The organism is Dryocola mayonis, assembly GCF_051307045.1.
Classification (GTDB): Bacteria; Pseudomonadota; Gammaproteobacteria; order Enterobacterales; family Enterobacteriaceae; genus Dryocola.
In genome coordinates, this window is sequence record NZ_CP150452.1 from 204,991 (window position 1) to 223,263 (window position 18,273).

The following is an 18,273-nucleotide window of genomic DNA, read 5'->3' on the forward strand; positions in this document are numbered from 1 at the left end:
TTCCAGTTTTAAGGGAAGTTATGAAACCGTTATTAACAAATATCATTCTGGCTATGCGGAGGGCTGGCTTCGCCTGCGGTCTGATTATTTCCATCCCTTTTTCAACGGCTCGGGCGAGTGATTTTATTGATTTAATAAGGCTGACCGAGTCGCATCCCGCTATTCAGTCGGCGCGGTCTGCAGGCAATGCGGCTTATTTTGATATTGAACAGGCAAAGGCGGCGACAAATTTGCAGGTTAGCGCAGGCGTCAGCTCCGCAGGCTATGCCGGGCAGCCGGGGGCGGAAAATAATCCCCTGTCGCCCCACCTCAATATCAGCAAGGTCTTGTATGACCATGGCCGTACCGAAGCGGCCGTTGAGGGCAGGCAGGCGGCCTATAATATGCAGCTTGCCCAGATAATGGTAACCCGCGAATCGATTAACCAGCAGGTGCTGTCGTTATATACGGCGGCTTTAACAAACGCCAGGGTGGTTGCGGTATTAGATGATGAAATAGCGGCGCTAAAAGATCTCCTGCAGCGCGTGAAAAATATCGCCGCTATCGATTCGGGACGCGCATCGGAAATTAACCAGATATCTACCCGCCTGAGCGCTATTATCGCCAGTCGTGAAATGAGTTATACCAGCCAGCAGCAGGCTTTGACGCAGCTTTCGCAATTATTAAATAAAGATGTCGCGCTGGTCAGCGGGCTGCCGGAATTAAAAAAGGCCGGGCTATTGCCCGCAAGCCTTGCCGTAGCCGAAAGCGCGCTGCAAACCCATCCCTCATGGATTGTCGCCCGTCATAAACGAGATGGGGCTACGGCGTCCGTAAGGCTTGCCGAAAAATGGAATCGTCCAAAATGGAGCGTACAGCTGACGCTGGACAGTCCGCGTGTGAAGGGGGAAATGGAGCCCTTTAAGGCGGCGACCTTGCAGCTTAGCAGCGATATGAACTTATGGGACGGCGGCGGGGGCGCGTCGACGTTAAAAGGGGAATCCCGGCGGCTTTCCGCTGCGGAGCAGGAGCTTGACGCCACGATGAGAACGCTTAAGCAGCAGCTTGCCCAGCTGTGGGTGTCGCTGCCGCTGCGCGAACAGCAAATTCAGGCGCTTGCCCGGCAGGCGGCCTCGGCAAAGAAAACCTGGGAAGACGGCGAAACGCAGTTTTTTGCAGGCCAGCGTCCGTTAACGGATCTCATTTCTTTCGTGACGGACTATTACTCAAGCCTTGCGAGCTATGAAGAGCAGAAGGTGCAGTACAGCGCCACGCAGTGGCAGATTGTTTCCGCCCTTGGAAAAATGAGCGATCTGGCTAAAAAGGTGAAAACCCTGCCCGGCCAGCCGTTGTCCGCGGCAATAAATACGGTTTCTCTCGCGGTTTCCGACAGTAAAGATATTAATGAATTTAAGGAGGCCGTAGCCCGGTCTAAGCTCAAAGAAAAGGAAAGAGAAAAGCAGCCGGCAGCTGGGGTTGGTTCCGCGTCTGCGATAATTGCAGCCGGCAATAATACCGCTGAATTTAAAAATTCTGCGGCCCGGACGGCTACGCTAACTGCTTCAACAGAAAAATTCATTTCTCCGCAGCAAAGCAATAAGGACGCCGGGGAGGAACGCTTAGCCGTCGCCGAAACAAAGGGCACTGCCTCACAACAGATACTGCGTGAATGGCCGTGGTAGCCGTCTTCTAAGGGAAGAGAATAAATTATGTCAAATTTAGCGACGCAATACCCCGAATTTCCGCTGGATGAATTAGCCGAAAATACCGCCGCGGCGCCAGCAGGCAGCCCGCAAAATAATTCCCTGGCGCCGGCGATGCAGAGCGCACTGCGTTTATTTGACGTGCGCCTGACGCTCGCCGAAATAACGAGCGGCATGCCCCGCTGTCCCGATGAAAAAAATCCACAGCAGCAAAACGAGTGGGCGGTCGCCGCGCTACGGCGCCGGGGAATGGTTGCCAGCTGGCAGGCTATTCCGCTGGATAAAATAAGGTCTTTCCTGCTGCCCGCCGTTGTTCGGCTGGAGACAGGCTTCGTCGTATTAACCTGGCTTGACGAAAAAACGTGCCGGGTCATTATCCCCGAGCTGGGAAGCGGCGCGGTTGAAATCTGCCAGGAAAACTTCTGCGCCGGCTATCCGGGTGAGATGCTGTTAATTCGTCCCAAATCATATATGGATCGCCGCGCCGACGATTTAATTAAAACCCCGGATAAGCACTGGTTCTGGCACACCCTTTGGGGATTCAAGCGTTATATTTTCGAAGCGGTGGCTTTGTCCGTCATTATTAATATTCTGGCGCTGGCGATGTCTATCTTCACCATGACCGTTTATAACCGCGTCTTGCCAAACCAGACCTATGTCACCCTCTGGACGATGGCCATCGGGGTCTGCGTGGCGCTGTTATTTGAACTTATCGCGCGCCTGACGCGGGCATGGATAACCGATCGGGCAGGCAAAAAGATCGACCTGGTGCTGGGCGCGCAGATTTTCCGTCATGTGCTGCATGGAAAGATGGAAAACCGGGCGCAGTCGAGCGGCGCGTTTGGCAACGTGATGCAGAGCTTTGAGACGGTCAGGGATCTGACCACCTCAGCGGCGTTGACCACCCTCGCTGATTTACCCTTTGTCTTCCTCTTCCTGGCGGTTATATACCTGGTCGCCGGTCCGCTGGTGTGGTGCGTTTTGCTGTCCCTGTTCTTCATCGTCGCGATGGTTCTGTTGATGCAGATACCGCTGAAAAGGCATGCGGAAGAATCCATGAAAATTGGCAGCAACCGCTATGGCCTGGTGATTGAAACGCTTGATAACCTGGAAACCATTAAATCCCTGCGGGCGGAAAACCTGGTCGCCGGCAAGCATGATATCGCCAGCGTCCGGCTGTCTGAGATAGCCATGAAATCGCGTTTTCTGGCCACGATGGGCTCGAGCATGATCCAGACCACCCAGCAGTTCGGCACGGTGATTTTATTACTGTGGGGAGCCTACCTGGTCGGCGACGGCACGATTTCTATGGGCGGCATCATCGCCACCATGACGCTGATGGGGCGCGCTGTCGCCCCTGTCGCCACGCTTGCCGCCCTGGGCTTGCGTATTCAGCAGGCGAAAACGTCGCTTGGCATACTGAATAAGCTGATGCAGACGCCGAGCGAAAGCGAAGAGAAAAAAGTGTATGTCCAGCTGCCGCAGGGCAGCCAGACGGATATCGTCTGTAAGGATATGAGCTTTACCTATAAGCAGGATCTGCCCGCGGTTGTCGAACATCTCGACCTTTGTTTCCGGCATGGCGAACGCGTAGCCATCCTGGGAAAAATGGGGAGCGGCAAGTCGTCGTTGCTGCGTTTGCTTGTCGGGCTCTATCAGCCAACGGGCGGCTCGTTAACGATCGGCGGCGTCGATATCCGCCAGATTGCCGCCGGGGAGCTGCGTTCAAGAATTGCCCTGGTAAGCCAGGAGCCGCGTCTGATGTTCGGCACGCTGCGGGATAATATCCTGATGGGCGCGCCTTACGTCAGTGATGAAGAACTGCTGCACGTCGCCAGAATAACCGGCGTTAGCGACATCGCGGCGCGCCACCCGATGGGGCTTGGCATGCCGGTGGGCGAACGCGGCGAAACCCTGTCCGGCGGACAAAAACAGGCGATAGCCCTCGCGCGCGCGCTGCTGACAAAGCCGGACGTGCTGCTGCTTGATGAGCCGACGTCGGGTATGGATATGGGGTCAGAACGTACGGTGCTTCAGGCTTTACTGCCCGCGCTCGAGGGCCGAACGGTCATTATCGTGACCCACCGGCCGGCGGTGCTGAAATACGTCGACCGTATCATCGTCATGGACGAAGGGCTGAAGGTCGCCGATGGCCCCAAAAATGACGTTGTCGCCGCCCTGAACGAAGGCAAAATTCCGGCGGCTTCCGTGGTGCGCGCTTCAGCCCGCCCGCAGACGGCGCAGGCGGCGTCTCAGGAGGCGGAGCATGCTTAAGTTTTTACGGCGCGACGGTAAAGCCGCAGGTGCGGCCATAGCCCGTACGGATAGGGGGTATGAGTTTGGCGCGGACACCGCCAGCGATATTGTCCGGGCGGCAAGGCAGGATCGCTGGGAGGGATGGTTAACCATCAGTTTTGTCAGCGTTGGGTTAGTGTTCGCCACCCTGGCGTGGGCGGGCCTGCTTCAACATTGAAGAGGTGACTACCGGCTCGGCCAAAATTATCCCCAGCTCCCGGGAACAGGTTCTGCAAAGCCTCGAAGGCGGGATACTGGAGGCGCTGCTGGTGCATGAAGGAGACACCGTCGAAAAAGGACAAATTCTGGTGCGTATCGATCCTACCCGCGCGGAAGCGTCGTTTCGGGAAAGCGCTAACCGGCTGCTGGCGCTGAAGGCGCAGGCGGCGCGCCTGTCCGCCGAGGCCTCCGGAAAAACGCCCGTCTTCTCCGATGAGATCAGGGCGCAGCCTGAACTTTTACTAAGAGAAATGGACGCCTATCAGCTGCGCAAGAAGGCGCTGGATGAATCTGTTGCCGGCTATGAGCGCACCAGGCAGCTGATTCAAAAAGAGCTCAGCATGGCGAAAGCGCTGGCGGCCCGGTCTTTGCTTTCAAAAACGGAGGTGCTCAAGCTTGAACGCCAGGCCAATGATACCCAGTCGCAGATTATTGAGCGCCGTAACCGTTACCGTAGCGAGGCCAATGATGAACTCTCGAAGGTAGAAGTGGAGATGACAAGTTTGCAGGAAACCGCCCAGGGCCGCCAGGACACGCTGGCAAGAACGGAGCTGCGCTCGCCGGTGCGGGGTATCGTGAATAACATACGCATTAATACCATCGGAGGCGTTATTCAACCGGGCGCGGAAATTATGGAGGTAACGCCGCTGGACGATCAGCTGCTGGTGGAGACAAAAATAAAACCCTCGGACGTGGCGTTTCTGGCCCCCGGCCAGCAGGCGGTGGTTAAGCTGTCCGCCTATGATTACTCAATTTACGGCGGGCTGAGCGGAATTGTGCAAAACATCAGCCCTGGCGCATTAAAGGATGAGGATGCGAAATCTCCCAGAAAGGCGACGGGAGGAGAGGAAACCTATTATCGCGTAATGGTGCTGACGGAAAGCAATACGCTGACGAAACAAGGGAGCCGGGAGCTGCGCGTGATCCCCGGAATGACGGCGACCGTTGATATCCGAACCGGAGAAAAGAGCCTGCTGCAGTATCTGCTGCGTCCTTTATTGCGCGTTCAGGAGGCGTTCAGAGAAAAGTGAATTTATATAAATGAGAATAAAGCAACCGGCCGAGCTTATCCGGCTGGTCTCACTTTGCTGGCCGGCAGGGGCTTGCCGCAGTGTCAAAACCACCTGACAGCGGTGGTTTCTTTATAGGGGGTATTCATCATCAATATTTATTTTGATGGCAGTAGGCTAAAGGCAGATTGCCATCATAAATGACGTAATCAGCATTTTTTTGCTGGATTATTTTATATTGCGCCATTTTATTCTTTTCCAGATAGAAGGAGTACAGAAGTTTTTTAAGGAGAGCATCATCCGTGCGGTCGGTGTTTTCTTTGGAAATATTTACCGAATGCAGCTTATAATTTTTATCCTTTTCGGTGAATGAAAAAAACACCAGGCGGTTAAGCGGCGTTCTGTTCTTTTGCGCATCGTTTACCTCGCCTCTTAATGATACGGTGCCTTCTTTTCCCATAAACGTAAAGCTGAGCATGGTTCTTAAATATATCTCTCCATTATTGACCTGGAAATGGGCGGTGCAGGAAAAATAATGCGTTTGATGTGCGCGATAAATAAAGAGTACGGCGGCAAATAAAATGAGGATTCCCGCCAGAGCAAAGAAGAGTCTTTTCATGACGCATTTACCTCTCTGAGCAGTAAAGAACCACAATGTTGCCGGGCGCTGTTTATCGGTTTTTCACATTCTATTATCGTTGCGGCGTGGACGATGCTGTAAGCAGTAATATAGGCGTAGGGGAGTTTTTGGCAGTCGAGATTGGACTGCAGCAATATCTTTTCATGGACGTTTTTCTCCCGCATATCGTTATTGATATAGACCAGGCAGGCGCCAATTTTTTGGTAGAAAATAAAAGATGCCGAAACTTCTCGGGACGGCGGCAGGCCATTTATAAGAAACATTGCCAGGCCGGTTAAAACAACAAAGCCCAGAAAAATAAGTTTCTCCTTATTATTCAGTGGAATATCATGCAGGCGCCTTCTTTTTACGCTCTGCTCTTGCGTCATAATGAGTTTTTCAGGAGGGGGTTGCGTCTGGCTATCGTGACCCGTTATTTCCTCTAGCGGGATGTTTACGTTGAAAGCAAACCCTTTTTTCGGGACGGTATTAATCCAGTCGCTCGTATTTTGATCAACTATTTTTAAAGTTTTACGTAATATGCTTATGTTCTGGTAGAGATTATTCGGGGTGACTTCGCGGTGGTGTTCTCCCCATACAAATTCGAATAGCTCCTGATGGGTGACAACTCTTTTATTTGCTAACAGCGCTAACAGACAGCGGCTGGCTGATACGGGTAACGAAATTGACTGGCCTCCTTTTTCTCTGTTGATTAGCTGATAGCGTTCGGGATGGAATTCAATGTTTTTATTTATCAGATACATAGATCCCTCTTAACTCTGATGTCGATATGTGTAGATTAAAAGGTTCTGTAGGTTTATTTACGTGCAGATAAACACAATCACAACCAAAGTAAACTATTTAACATTAACTTTACGTTGTGCGGATACTAAATTTACTGTGATCGATGCCACCGTTCTGTATGTTCGAATACCAGGACTGATAATATGGCGCGGGCCGATATGTATAAGATATAAGCGTATTTTTATTAAAAAGCATCCGTTTTCAGGAAACTTTTACAAAGGTTCTGAAAATATAATACCCGGAATCCCTTCACGGGAGCGCTGTGATTATGGATGAGCGTGCTTTTCAATGCGCGGGCTGCGGCGTTGATGATTATCCTGCCAGCACAGAAGCCTGCCCGGCGGTGGCCGTAATAGCTGCTGAGCTCAGCAGGTAAACTAACGCGTTTGGAAAGAAAGGGCGACAGGCGAGGAAGAGATCCACCCCCATCCATAAAGCATGGAGGTGGATTAATTACGCGGGGCTAAGGTGTGTTACGCCGTTAGCGCATGGTGACGAATTCTTCTGCGCCGGTCGGGTGAATCGCGACCGTGTTGTCGAAGTCTTTCTTGGTCGCGCCCATTTTCAGCGCTACCGCAAAGCCCTGCAGCATTTCGTCCATCCCGTAGCCAATGCCGTGGATGCCGACGATTTTCTCATCCGCGCCCGCACATACCAGCTTCATGCGGCATGGTTGACGATGGGAGGTTACGGCGGTGTACATCGCGGTGAAGGAAGATTTATAAACCTTCACATTTTCGTCGCCGTACTGCTCGCGCGCCTGCGGCTCGGTTAAGCCCACGGTGCCGATCGGCGGGTGGCTGAACACGACGGTAGGAATGTTGCTGAAATCCAGGTGCTCGTCCGGCTTGTTGTTAAACAGGCGCTCGGACAGGCGACGACCCGCGGCAACGGCGACCGGAGTCAGCTCCACCGCGCCGGTGTTATCGCCCACGGCATAAATACCCGGTACGCAGGTATTCTGGAATTTATCCACTTCGATATAGCCTTTCGCGTTGGTTTTCACGCCCGCGGCGGCCAGGTTAATGTTGTCCGTTGCCGGTTCGCGGCCGATCGCCCAGATCAGGCAATCCACCGTTTCAGAACGGCCGTCTTCCAGATGCAGCGTCAGGCTGCCGTCGGCATTTTTTTCCACCGCTTTCGGCACAGCCTGGGTGTGCAGCGTCGGGCCTTCGGTGTTGATCACCTCAAGCAGGGTCTCAACGATTAACGGATCGAAAGTACGCAGCGGCGCGTGTTTACGCACGAACAGGTGGGTTTCAGAACCCAGCGCGTTGACTACGCCGGCGATTTCCACGGCGATATAACCCGCGCCGACCACGGCAACGCGTTTTGGCAGCGCCGGCAGCGCGAAGAAACCGTCGGAATCAATACCGTGCTCCACGCCCGGAATATGCGGATGGCCTGGACGGCCGCCGGTGGCGATAAGAATATGCTCAGCGGTAATGGTTTCACCGTTCACTTCAATGGTGTGGGCATCCACAAACCTGGCGAAGCCGCGAATGACATCAACGTTATTTTTTCCCAGCACGTTGTCATAAGAGGTGTGGATACGGTCGATGTACGCGGTGCGGCTGGCGATCAGTTTGTCCCAGTCGAAGTTGTTCACCGTGGTATCGAAACCGTAATCAGGACCGTAGTGGTGGATAGCCTCGGCGATTTGCGCCGCGTGCCACATGACCTTTTTCGGGACGCAGCCTACGTTCACGCAGGTGCCGCCCAGATCTTTTGCCTCAATCAGCGCGCACTTCTTGCCATACATCGCCGCACGGTTGATAGAAGCGATACCGCCGCTGCCGCCGCCAATGGCGAGGTAGTCATAGTGTTTGGTCATCTGCAGGTTTCCATAAGTAAGAAATCAGTTGCCGGGATTGTAACGCTTCCCCTTCGAAAGCCGCAAAGGGCGCTCCTATATTTGCAATAGGGCGAAGCTATCCTGATGAATAGTTTCATAAAATAGCTCTTATCAGCTTATCGCGCCGGTGTTCATCCGCCGCATAAACTGCTAAGTTAGCGAGTAGTCGCTGGCACAGTAAGGAAAAGGATGCCTTATTTCATATCTCCTGGCTATACCCGTCTTATTCTCCATAAGCCGACATTTTTTCGACGTCCGGCTTGTTGCCTTTTCCCTTTTTCTTCCCTGAAATGATGAAGCTATCCCGCGACGCGGCGAACGCCTGCCTGTGGCTTGTCTGGACCGGCTGGCTGCTGACGCTGATTTGCTATGTCTTTGCGTGGAAAAGGGAAGTGCTGGCCGCTGCCGCTGCGCTATTTATCACTTTTGTTCTCTTTCCATTCTTTAAGAAAAAAGGATTTATTATGTTCAAAAAAAAATCGCCGCGGGCGGCGGAAGCCGTCGATGATTCCCCGGCTGCGGCGGCCGTTGCCGGTTCCGTGGAAAATATGCAGGCTTCCCAGGGCGCGCGTCGCTGCACCATCGTTGCGCAAAACACCGTGTTTTCCGGCAATACCGAAATAGAAGGCGACATTCAGGTTTACGGCAAAATGCAGGGCCACATCAATCTGAAGGACGGCATATTGTATGTGATGCGCGGCGGTTTTATTGAAGGAGAGTTTAAGGCGCCCAGCATCATTATTAACGGGCGGGTGCAGGGAACCTGCATCAGTGAAAATATTGAGATTCACGAGCACGGTGAGATGGAAGGCATCAGCCGCAGCGACGCGTTTTCCATACGTCCCGGCGGCTGTTTCCTGGGACAGGCGGAGCGGCTGGTGGTGACGGAGCAAAAGCCCGAGCCTGAGCGCGTAGTGAAAATCAAAAAGAACCAGCCGGAAAAACCCGCGGAGCGCGCCACGGGGATCTTACCGGCTCATAGCGAATAGCGGATTTATTCCGGCACTATCCAGCTCAGGGTGGTGGAACCCGTGCCCGCCTGAACCAGCTTTTTATGCAGCCATGGCAGCACGTTCGCCATCTGCTGCTCAAGCTTCCAGGGTGGGTTGATAACGATCATGCCGGAGGCGGTCATACCGCGCTGGTCGCTGTCCGGGCGCACCGCCAGTTCGATTTGCAGAATGCGGCGAATGCCGGTTTCTTCCAGATCGCGAATCATGCGTTTGATTTGCTGACGCAGCACAACCGGATACCACAGCGCATAGGTGCCGGTGGCAAAACGTTTATAGCCCTCGCTGATGCCCTTCACCACGTCCTGATAGTCGGTTTTGATCTCATAGGGCGGATCGATAAGAATCAGGCCGCGACGGGAAACCGGCGGCAGTTTGGCTTTCAGCTGCGTGTAGCCATCGGCGCGTTCAACGCGGGCGCGATGGTCTTTTTGAAACTCAGAGCGCAGCAGCGGGAAGTCCGACGGGTGCAGCTCGGTAAGCTGCAGGCTGTCCTGCTCGCGCAGCAAATGACGGGCAATCAGCGGGGAGCCGGGATAGTAGCGCAGCTGGCCGCTGTGGTTAAAAGCTTTCACGGCGCCAATATACGCCTCCAGCTCTTCCGGCAGATCGTCCTGCTGCCAGATGCGGGCGATGCCTTCAAGGTATTCACCGGTGCGTTCGGCGTGTTCGCCGCTCAGTTTGTATCGGCCTGCGCCTGCGTGGGTGTCGAGATAGAGGAAAGGCTTTTCTTTCTCTTTTAAGGATTCAAGAATCAGGCTTTGAACGGTGTGTTTCAGTACGTCGGCGTGGTTGCCGGCGTGAAAGCTGTGGCGATAACTGAGCATGGCTTGCAGGGTTTCCAAAAGACTAAGAAGGACTACGTAATGTGCACAGTATACAGCCTTATGCTCGCCGTCCGGCATTGAAATTAACTACACTAAGCCTCATGTTAGTTAGATTGCCTTTGTAGCGCCAGCCGAGCGCTCTACTTACTGATACCAGGAATCGCGCTTATGACCAATCCATTGTTGACCCCTTTCGATCTGCCTCCGTTTTCCGCTTTGAAACCAGAACATGTTGTCCCCGCCGTACAGAAGGCGCTGGACGACTGCCGCGCAAAAGTGGAAAGCGTTGTGGCGCAGGGCGCGCCTTACCGCTGGGATAACCTCTGCCAGCCGCTGGCGGAAGTGGACGATCGTCTGGGCCGTATTTTTTCGCCGGTAAGCCACCTGAATTCCGTGCAGAACAGCCCGGAGCTGCGCGAAGCCTACGAGCAAACGCTGCCGCTGCTTTCTGAATACAGCACCTGGGTCGGCCAGCACGAAGGTTTATACCAGGCTTACCGCGATCTGCGCGACGGCGCGTACTATGCCGACCTGAGCGTGGCGGAGAAAAAAGCCGTTGATAACGCGCTGCGCGACTTCGAGCTTTCCGGCATCGGCCTGCCGAAAGAAAAACAAAAGCGCTACGGCGAAATCGCCGCGCGCCTGTCCGAACTGGGTTCGACCTACAGCAACAACGTGCTCGACGCGACTATGGGCTGGACGAAGCTGATTACCGACGAAGCGCAGCTGGCCGGGATGCCGGAAAGCGCGCTGGCGGCGGCCCGCGCCCAGGCCGAAGCGAAAGAGCAGGATGGCTGGCTGCTGACGCTGGATATTCCAAGCTATTTGCCAGTGCTTACTTACTGCGACAACCGCGAACTGCGCGAAGAGATGTATCGCGCCTATTCAACTCGCGCCTCCGATCAGGGGCCGAACGCGGGTAAATGGGACAACACGCCGGTAATGGAAGAGATCCTCGCGCTGCGCCACGAGCTGGCGCAGCTGCTGGGCTTTGGCAACTACGCGGAGAAATCGCTGGCCACCAAAATGGCGGAAAACCCGCAGCAGGTGCTCGAATTTTTGACTGACCTGGCTAAGCGCGCGCGTCCGCAGGGCGAAGCCGAACTGGCGCAGCTCCGCGCGTTTGCGAAAAAAGAATTCGATGTGGATGAGCTGGAGCCGTGGGACATCACCTACTACAGCGAAAAGCAAAAGCAGCATCTGTACAGCATCAGCGACGAGCAGCTCCGTCCTTACTTCCCGGAAGAGCGTGCGGTAGCTGGTCTGTTTGAAGTGGTGAAACGCATTTACGGCATTACCGCCAAAGAGCGCAAAGATGTCGACGTCTGGCATCAGGACGTGCGTTTCTTCGAACTGTATGACGAAAAAGGCTCCCGGCGCGGCAGCTTCTATCTTGACCTGTACGCCCGCGAAAACAAACGCGGCGGAGCGTGGATGGACGACTGCGTCGGCCAGATGCGTAAAGCCGACGGCACGCTGCAAAAACCGGTCGCCTATCTGACCTGTAACTTTAACCGGCCGGTGAACGGCAAGCCTGCCTTGTTTACCCACGACGAAGTTATCACCCTGTTCCATGAGTTCGGCCACGGCCTGCACCATATGCTGACGCAGGTTGAAACGGCGGGCGTTTCCGGCATTAACGGCGTGCCGTGGGATGCCGTCGAGCTGCCAAGCCAGTTTATGGAAAACTGGTGCTGGGAGCCGGACGCGCTGGCCTTTATCTCCGGCCACTTCGAAACCGGCGAGCCTTTGCCGAAAGAGCTGCTGGATAAAATGCTGGCGGCGAAGAATTATCAGGCGGCGCTGTTTATTCTGCGCCAGCTGGAGTTCGGCCTGTTCGATTTCCGTCTGCACGCCGAGTTTAACCCTGAGCAGGGGGCGAAAGTGCTCGAAACCCTGGCGGAAATCAAAAAGCAGGTCGCCGTGGTGCCGGGGCCGAAGTGGGGCCGTTTCCCGCACGCCTTCAGCCATATCTTTGCCGGCGGCTACGCGGCGGGTTACTACAGCTACCTGTGGGCGGACGTGCTGGCGGCGGATGCCTTCTCCCGCTTCGAAGAAGAGGGGATTTTCAATCGCGAAACCGGGCAGGCGTTCCTGGATAACATCCTGACCCGCGGCGGTTCTGAAGAGCCGATGGAGCTGTTCAAACGCTTCCGCGGCCGTGAGCCGCAGCTTGACGCCATGCTTGCCCATTACGGCATTAAGGGCTGAACCATTCCGTGAAAATTTGTTTATTAACGGAAACAGGCGCCGACTCCGGCGCCTTATCTCTTTTGAGCGAGCGCTGGGGGCTTACGCATGACGAAGACGCCCCGATGGCGCTGGTATTAACCCCGGAACATCTGGAGCTGCGCAAGCGCGACGAGCCGAAGCTCGGCGGTATTTTCGTCGATTTTGTCTCGGGAGCTATGGCCCATCGTCGCCGGTTTGGCGGCGGTCGGGGAGAAGCGGTGGCAAAAGCCGTAGGCATTAAAAGCGGCTATTTGCCAGACGTGGTGGACGCCACGGCGGGCCTCGGGCGCGACGCCTTCGTGCTGGCGTCAGTAGGCTGTCGGGTGCGGATGCTGGAGCGTAATCCGGTCGTTGCCGCATTGCTCGATGACGGCCTGCGCCGCGGCTATCAGGACGCGGAAATCGGCGGCTGGCTGCAGGAGCGTTTGCAGCTTATTCATGCCTCAAGCCTGACCGCGCTGGGCGACATCACCCCGCGCCCGGAAGTGGTCTATCTGGACCCAATGTTCCCGCATAAGCAAAAAAGCGCGCTGGTGAAAAAAGAGATGCGGGTGTTTCAGTCGCTGGTAGGGCCCCGATGAGGACGCAGACGGTTTATTAGCGCCCGCGCGGCTGTTGGCGACTAAACGTGTTGTGGTGAAGCGGCCGGACTACGCGCCTCCGCTTGGCGGTGTGGAAACCCACAACGCCGTGGTGACCAAAGGCCATCGTTTCGATATTTATTCCGGGACGGCGGCGTAACAACGCTTTGCATTGAGGGGACGCTCGCAAAAAAATCTTGTGCGGCAATTTTGTACATAAATTTTTTACGATGGACCGCGAAGGGTATTGAGTTCACTCTTTTTATTCTCGTCAGAAAAGCACAACCTCATATCGCATAGCCTGTTCATGGAGGACAACATGCCTGGTAAAAGAGAAAGAGAGGTGAATCCATCTTCGCAACCGGCCGATGCCTTGCTGCTGAATCATAAAAAAGACAGGGCGCTGGAATGGTATGAGGAAAACAAAGAAGGTATCGCCGCGCTTAACGAATTCGTTGAGAAAAACGGTTCATTTAATGATCTTCAAAGGCCTTTCTGATGGCGCAGTATGTTGCTTACGGGAACCGTGGCGCCGGTAAAAACATCTATCTGGCTTATTAATATGCAACATCCCGTTGCGAACGCGCTCAATCGCTCTTTAGCGATCCCTGCGACAGGATTGCATCAATTTGACGTCTCCCTGCCTGCGAAAATCTGTCCGGTGGTTAACATCGCGGATCAACGTTGTATTGTGCTGACGCACATGATGGCGGGCATCTCTTTAAAAGAGATGGGCAACCCTGTACAGGATCTACAAGCCTGTAGCAGCGTACTCCGTGATACGGTAGATTTTTTGCTAAACGGGTACTGAAGGCATAAAAAAGCCCTCTTTGCGAAGAGGGCTATCTCGCTTTAACACCCTTCCCGGATCGGGAGTCGGGCGCTAATTTTTTAAAAATTAATCTTCGTCTTCATCGCGCAGCGGCACAATCAGCATATCGATGTGCACGGTATTGATAAGCTGGCGCGCGGAAGACATCAGCTTGCTCCAGAAATCCTGATGGTGTCCGCAGACCACCAGGTCCATATCATATTTTTTGATGGCGTCGACCAGCACCTGGCCCAGGTCGCCGCTGCCGCTTAAGGTTTCGGTAATCGGATAACCTGCGCCGGTAGAGAGTTCGCTCAGCGCGTGATGGGTCTCTTCGGAGATACGTTTTTGCATATCCCCCAGGTTGACATCAATCAGGCCGGTGTAGAGATCGGAGTAATTTACATCGACATGAATCAGGGAAACCTTCGCGTTGTAAGGGCGAGCCATAGAAACTGCCTTCTCTACCAGTACCTTGCTCTCCGGAGAGAGATCTACCGCGATCAGAATGTGTTTGTAAGCCATAATGTTACTCCTTCCATAAGTTGTGCCCGGGCGTAATCGGATTCCAGCGTAAGGACTTCATATTGTAGATGATATTTCTACCCTATCCCGAATGATAAAAACCGTCAATGCACCACCCTTTTAAACATTCAAGCCGAAAATGAAAGCTGCCGTATTGATAATGATTAACGTAGTGGCGAAAAAATTAATCAATCTCCTACACTATTAAATGAGCCGTTCCGGAAAATCCTGTATCCACCGGCGGCTCTTCTGATTGCTGAACTGTCTGTTGAAGTTTTCGGGGTGAGCGGTTGTCCTGGAGCGACGCTCTGTGGCTACGCCGGGAGGGGAACATGATCAGCACCGTGGCTCTATTTTGGGCGCTATGTGTAGTCTGTCTGGTGAATATGGCGCGTTACTACTCGTCATTACGTGCTTTGTTAGTGGTGCTTCGTGGGTGCGATCCGCTGTTATATCAGTATGTCGACGGCGGCGGATTTTTCACGGCGCATGGTCAACCCAGCAAACAGATTCGCCTGGTGCGCTACATTTACGCCCAGCGCTATCTGGATCATCACGACGATGAGTTTATCCGCCGTTGTGAAAGGCTGCGCCGCCAGTTTATGCTGACCAGCGCTCTGTGCGGATTAGTGGTTATCAGCCTTATCGGGTTGATGATTTGGCACTAGGCGGTTAAAAGCAGGTCATAAAAAAAGCGGGCCAGTAAACTGACCCGCTTTTTGTTTGGGAGGACCTGAATAACGTTGCGGTGGATGACGCTATGGCTTGCCCACCCTAAGATCTAAACGGTTTTGCAGGTCGGGCAAGCGTGAGCGCCGCCCGACGTGCAGCTATGCCGATTTAGATAAAGTGCAGTGAAATCCAGTACAGCGCGCCCGACAACAAAATCGATACCGGCAGGGTGAAGACCCACGCCATCAGGATATTCGTTACCGTCTTACGCTGCAGGCCCCCCGCCATCCACCACCATCGTCCCCGCAACGGAGGAGGAAAGGACGTGGGTGGTGGAAACCGGCATCCCGGTGTAGCTCGCAATGCCGATGGAGACGGCGGCGGTCATCTGCGCGGACATGCCCTGCGCATACGTCATGCCTTTCTTACCAATCTTCTCGCCGATAGTGGTGGCCACACGACGCCAGCCAATCATCGTACCGATGCCGAGCGCCAGCGCGACCGCCATGATAATCCAGATTGGCGCATACTCGATGGTATACAGCAGGTCGGTTTTCAGCTCTTTTAAGAAGCGTTTATCGTCCGGTTTCGTTTCCGGAAGATTGGCCGACTTCTCTGCGGTATCGGAGATGCACAGCAGCAGGCGACGCATATGGCTGCGCTGCTCCACGCTCAGCTTATCGTAGCTGTCGATATTGCCCAGCAGCGCTTTGGCGCGCTGTACGGCAAGCATCGCGCGGCTGGCGTCGCAGTGGAACTCTGCTGGTTTATTCTGGCCCTGCACTTCTTCCGGAGTAGGGATCGCCGGGGTGAGATCGACCACGTGCTGAATGGCTTCGCCATGCTGCGTGTAGTATTGCTCAAGGTGGGTGATGGCGTCGCGGGTGCGGGCAATATCGTAGCCAGAGGCGTTCATATTAACCACAAAGCCCGCCGGCGCCACGCCGATCAGCACCAGCATGATCAGGCCGATGCCTTTCTGACCGTCGTTTGCGCCGTGGGAGAAACTCACGCCGATGGCGGAAAGAATCAGGGCGATACGCGTCCAGAACGGCGGCTTTTTCTTGCCGTCTTTTTTCTCACGCTCAGCCGGAGTGAGGTGGATACGGCGACGCTTTTTGGTGCCGCTCCAGTAGCGACGTAGCAAAAAGATCAGTCCGCCCGCAATCACCAGACCCACGATTGGGGAGAGGATCAGCGACATGAATATCCCCATGACCTTCGGGATATTGAGCGCATCGACGACGGAAGTCCCGGTCATCAACGCGTTGGTCAAACCGATACCGATGATGGCACCGATAAGCGTATGGGAGCTGGAAGCCGGCAGACCGAAATACCAGGTGCCGAGGTTCCAGATAATAGCGGCCAGTAACATAGAGAACACCATGGCGAGGCCATGAGCGGACCCTACGTTCAACAGCAGGTCTGTTGGCAGCATATGCACAATCGCATACGCCACGCTCAGCCCGCCGAGCAGAACGCCGAGGAAGTTAAATACCGCCGCCATTGCCACCGCCAGCTGCGATCGCATTGCGCGGGTATAGATGACGGTTGCCACTGCGTTCGCAGTGTCATGGAAGCCGTTGATCGCTTCATAGAAGAGAACAAATGCCAGAGCAAGTAATAACAAAAGCCCCGTATGCATATCGAGGCCGGCAAACAAATGTAGCATAGACGTTACGCCATTTTGAGGACATGAACGCGGCGCATTATGTAAGACAACCGCTTAATGCGCCAAGTGAAATATAGACTTTTCTTGATGTTTATCGTCCAGACGTTAAACACAGAAAAGATTTACATTTTGTTTTTCAACTACCTGCAATTGTTAATACGCTTTAAGCTGGTGCGACCAGCGTTCAATCTTTACAATTCCCATCCTTAAGCATAGACGGGAGTCGGTCGTGGAAAAGTTTGACGCCATTATTATTGGTGCGGGTGCAGCTGGCATGTTTTGCGCGGCGCTAGCCGGGCAGGCGGGCAGCCGCGTATTACTTATCGATAATGGTAAAAAACCGGGCCGTAAAATCCTTATGTCCGGCGGCGGGCGCTGCAACTTTACTAACCTTTATACCGAACCCGCGGCCTATTTGAGTCAAAACCCGCATTTCTGTAAATCTGCTCTGGCGCGCTATAGCCAGTGGGATTTTATCGATATGGTCGGCAAACACGGCATCGCCTGGCATGAAAAAACGCTAGGCCAGCTGTTCTGCGATGACTCGGCGCAGCAGATTGTCGATATGCTGGTGGCGGAATGTGAAAAAGGACGGGTCGCCCTACGCCTGCGCAGCGAGGTGCTGAGCATCGACCGCAGCGAAGCGGGTTTTACTCTTAAGCTCAACGGCGACGAGGTGCAAACCGGCAAGCTGGTGATCGCCTCCGGCGGCCTTTCTATGCCGGGCCTGGGCGCAACGCCGTTCGGCTACAAAGTCGCCGAGCAGTTTGGTTTGAAAGTGCTGCCAACGCGCGCGGGTCTTGTGCCTTTTACCCTGCATAAACCTCTTCTTGAACAGCTTCAGGTCTTATCGGGCGTCTCGGTGCCATCGGTCATCACCGCCGAAAACGGCGTCAGCTTCCGGGAAAGCCTGCTGTTTACCCATCGCGGGCTTTCCGGCCCCGCCGTGCTGCAGCTCTCAAGCTACTGGCAGCCCGGCGAGTTTGTTAGCGTTAACTTACTTCCTGATACCGATCTGGATGCTTTCCTTAACGAACAGCGTACCGCTCATCCCAACCAGAGCCTGAAAAACACCCTTGCCCTGGTACTGCCAAAGCGCCTGGTGGAATGCCTGCAGCAGCTTGAGCAAATTCCGGACGCGACGCTTAAGCAGCTTAACGTCCGCCAGCAAAATGAACTGCTGGAAACGCTGCAAAACTGGCGCGTGCAGCCAAACGGCACCGAAGGCTACCGTACCGCCGAAGTCACGCTTGGCGGCGTGGATACTAATGAACTAAGCTCGCGCACCATGGAAGCCAAAAAAGTGCCGGGGCTTTATTTTATCGGCGAGGTGATGGACGTTACCGGCTGGCTGGGCGGCTACAACTTCCAGTGGGCCTGGAGCTCGGCCTGGGCCTGCGCTCAGGCGCTGACGGACGGCGTCGAGGGATAATAAAACGCGGCGGCGAAGCCATAAACA

General features: G+C 54.5%; 15 protein-coding genes and 2 pseudogenes. 11 read left to right on the top strand and 6 right to left on the bottom strand.

Going from position 1 to position 18,273, the window contains the following annotated elements:
• Positions 1 to 20 precede the first annotated feature (20 nt).
• Genes WLO32_RS00925 through WLO32_RS00940 form a run of 4 tightly spaced genes read left to right on the top strand, consistent with a single transcriptional unit; the run spans position 21 to position 5,227 of the window.
• The gene (locus tag WLO32_RS00925; protein ID WP_435946873.1) at positions 21 to 1,661 is read left to right on the top strand and encodes a TolC family protein; all 1,641 of its coding nucleotides are present in this window, start codon (positions 21 to 23) and stop codon (positions 1,659 to 1,661) included.
• A gap of 27 nt (positions 1,662 to 1,688) precedes the next feature.
• The gene (locus WLO32_RS00930; protein WP_435946874.1) at positions 1,689 to 3,956 is read left to right on the top strand and encodes a type I secretion system permease/ATPase; all 2,268 of its coding nucleotides are present in this window, start codon (positions 1,689 to 1,691) and stop codon (positions 3,954 to 3,956) included.
• Positions 3,949 to 4,155, top strand: a complete 207-nt coding sequence (locus WLO32_RS00935) for a hypothetical protein (protein WP_435946875.1) — start codon at positions 3,949 to 3,951, stop codon at positions 4,153 to 4,155. Before WLO32_RS00930 ends, WLO32_RS00935 begins: the two co-directional genes overlap by 8 nt.
• 4 nt (positions 4,156 to 4,159) lie before the next feature.
• A complete protein-coding gene (locus tag WLO32_RS00940) occupies positions 4,160 to 5,227 on the top strand; it encodes an HlyD family type I secretion periplasmic adaptor subunit (RefSeq protein WP_435946876.1) in 1,068 nt (355 codons plus the stop codon).
• Between the two features lie 130 nt (positions 5,228 to 5,357).
• On the opposite strand, the gene WLO32_RS00945 is transcribed toward WLO32_RS00940, so the two are convergent.
• The 3 genes from WLO32_RS00945 to gorA form a co-directional block, all read right to left on the bottom strand.
• A complete protein-coding gene (locus WLO32_RS00945; protein WP_435946877.1) occupies positions 5,358 to 5,825 on the bottom strand; it encodes a hypothetical protein in 468 nt (155 codons plus the stop codon).
• Entirely contained in the window at positions 5,822 to 6,589 is a 768-nt protein-coding gene (locus WLO32_RS00950) for a winged helix-turn-helix domain-containing protein (protein ID WP_435946878.1), read from the bottom strand. The genes WLO32_RS00945 and WLO32_RS00950 overlap by 4 nt, the downstream gene beginning before the upstream one ends.
• 521 nt (positions 6,590 to 7,110) lie before the next feature.
• Entirely contained in the window at positions 7,111 to 8,463 is a 1,353-nt protein-coding gene (gorA, locus tag WLO32_RS00955) for a glutathione-disulfide reductase (RefSeq protein WP_435946879.1), read from the bottom strand.
• A gap of 311 nt (positions 8,464 to 8,774) precedes the next feature.
• Here gorA and WLO32_RS00960 point away from each other — a divergent pair, with 311 nt between their 5' ends.
• Positions 8,775 to 9,473 (top strand): bactofilin family protein, encoded by a 699-nt coding sequence (locus tag WLO32_RS00960; RefSeq protein WP_435946880.1) that lies wholly within the window; start codon positions 8,775 to 8,777, stop codon positions 9,471 to 9,473.
• A 5-nt stretch (positions 9,474 to 9,478) separates the two neighbouring features.
• Here the strand turns inward: WLO32_RS00960 and WLO32_RS00965 are convergent, their stop codons facing one another.
• Entirely contained in the window at positions 9,479 to 10,321 is an 843-nt protein-coding gene (locus tag WLO32_RS00965; RefSeq protein ID WP_435946881.1) for a 23S rRNA (adenine(2030)-N(6))-methyltransferase RlmJ, read from the bottom strand.
• Positions 10,322 to 10,489: 168 nt separating this feature from the next.
• On the opposite strand from WLO32_RS00965, the gene prlC reads away from it, so the two are divergent.
• From prlC to WLO32_RS00985, 4 genes and pseudogenes are all read left to right on the top strand, one after another.
• The gene (prlC, locus tag WLO32_RS00970) at positions 10,490 to 12,532 is read left to right on the top strand and encodes an oligopeptidase A (RefSeq protein WP_435946882.1); all 2,043 of its coding nucleotides are present in this window, start codon (positions 10,490 to 10,492) and stop codon (positions 12,530 to 12,532) included.
• 8 nt (positions 12,533 to 12,540) lie between these two features.
• Positions 12,541 to 13,294: pseudogene (gene rsmJ / locus WLO32_RS00975) on the top strand (16S rRNA (guanine(1516)-N(2))-methyltransferase RsmJ).
• A 159-nt stretch (positions 13,295 to 13,453) separates the two neighbouring features.
• Complete coding sequence (locus WLO32_RS00980) at positions 13,454 to 13,633, top strand: type II toxin-antitoxin system CcdA family antitoxin (protein ID WP_435946883.1); 180 nt, start codon at positions 13,454 to 13,456, stop codon at positions 13,631 to 13,633.
• A 9-nt stretch (positions 13,634 to 13,642) separates the two neighbouring features.
• Positions 13,643 to 13,945, top strand: a complete 303-nt coding sequence (locus WLO32_RS00985) for a CcdB family protein (RefSeq protein WP_435946884.1) — start codon at positions 13,643 to 13,645, stop codon at positions 13,943 to 13,945.
• An 87-nt stretch (positions 13,946 to 14,032) separates the two neighbouring features.
• Here WLO32_RS00985 and uspA read toward each other — a convergent pair whose 3' ends face one another.
• Positions 14,033 to 14,470, bottom strand: a complete 438-nt coding sequence (gene uspA, locus WLO32_RS00990; protein ID WP_121265023.1) for a universal stress protein UspA — start codon at positions 14,468 to 14,470, stop codon at positions 14,033 to 14,035.
• Positions 14,471 to 14,802: 332 nt separating this feature from the next.
• On the opposite strand from uspA, the gene uspB reads away from it, so the two are divergent.
• Complete coding sequence (uspB, locus tag WLO32_RS00995; protein ID WP_121265025.1) at positions 14,803 to 15,138, top strand: universal stress protein UspB; 336 nt, start codon at positions 14,803 to 14,805, stop codon at positions 15,136 to 15,138.
• 172 nt (positions 15,139 to 15,310) lie between these two features.
• On the opposite strand, the pseudogene pitA reads toward uspB, so the two are convergent.
• A pseudogene (gene pitA, locus WLO32_RS01000) lies at positions 15,311 to 16,814 on the bottom strand (inorganic phosphate transporter PitA).
• Between the two features lie 229 nt (positions 16,815 to 17,043).
• Here pitA and WLO32_RS01005 point away from each other — a divergent pair.
• Positions 17,044 to 18,246, top strand: a complete 1,203-nt coding sequence (locus tag WLO32_RS01005; protein WP_435946885.1) for an NAD(P)/FAD-dependent oxidoreductase — start codon at positions 17,044 to 17,046, stop codon at positions 18,244 to 18,246.
• Positions 18,247 to 18,273: the final 27 nt, after the last annotated feature.

What these genes read in the sequence shown, in the direction of transcription:
- gorA (WP_435946879.1), bottom strand. Translation starts at nt 8,463, where the DNA reads ATGACCAAACACTATGACTACCTCGCCATTGGCGGCGGCAGCGGCGGT.
- WLO32_RS00925 (WP_435946873.1), top strand. Translation starts at nt 21, where the DNA reads ATGAAACCGTTATTAACAAATATCATTCTGGCTATGCGGAGGGCTGGC.
- uspB (WP_121265025.1), top strand. Translation starts at nt 14,803, where the DNA reads ATGATCAGCACCGTGGCTCTATTTTGGGCGCTATGTGTAGTCTGTCTG.
- WLO32_RS00960 (WP_435946880.1), top strand. Translation starts at nt 8,775, where the DNA reads ATGATGAAGCTATCCCGCGACGCGGCGAACGCCTGCCTGTGGCTTGTC.
- prlC (WP_435946882.1), top strand. Translation starts at nt 10,490, where the DNA reads ATGACCAATCCATTGTTGACCCCTTTCGATCTGCCTCCGTTTTCCGCT.
- WLO32_RS00950 (WP_435946878.1), bottom strand. Translation starts at nt 6,589, where the DNA reads ATGTATCTGATAAATAAAAACATTGAATTCCATCCCGAACGCTATCAG.
- WLO32_RS00980 (WP_435946883.1), top strand. Translation starts at nt 13,454, where the DNA reads ATGCCTGGTAAAAGAGAAAGAGAGGTGAATCCATCTTCGCAACCGGCC.
- uspA (WP_121265023.1), bottom strand. Translation starts at nt 14,470, where the DNA reads ATGGCTTACAAACACATTCTGATCGCGGTAGATCTCTCTCCGGAGAGC.
- WLO32_RS00985 (WP_435946884.1), top strand. Translation starts at nt 13,643, where the DNA reads ATGTTGCTTACGGGAACCGTGGCGCCGGTAAAAACATCTATCTGGCTT.
- WLO32_RS00935 (WP_435946875.1), top strand. Translation starts at nt 3,949, where the DNA reads ATGCTTAAGTTTTTACGGCGCGACGGTAAAGCCGCAGGTGCGGCCATA.
- WLO32_RS00930 (WP_435946874.1), top strand. Translation starts at nt 1,689, where the DNA reads ATGTCAAATTTAGCGACGCAATACCCCGAATTTCCGCTGGATGAATTA.
- WLO32_RS00965 (WP_435946881.1), bottom strand. Translation starts at nt 10,321, where the DNA reads ATGCTCAGTTATCGCCACAGCTTTCACGCCGGCAACCACGCCGACGTA.
- WLO32_RS00945 (WP_435946877.1), bottom strand. Translation starts at nt 5,825, where the DNA reads ATGAAAAGACTCTTCTTTGCTCTGGCGGGAATCCTCATTTTATTTGCC.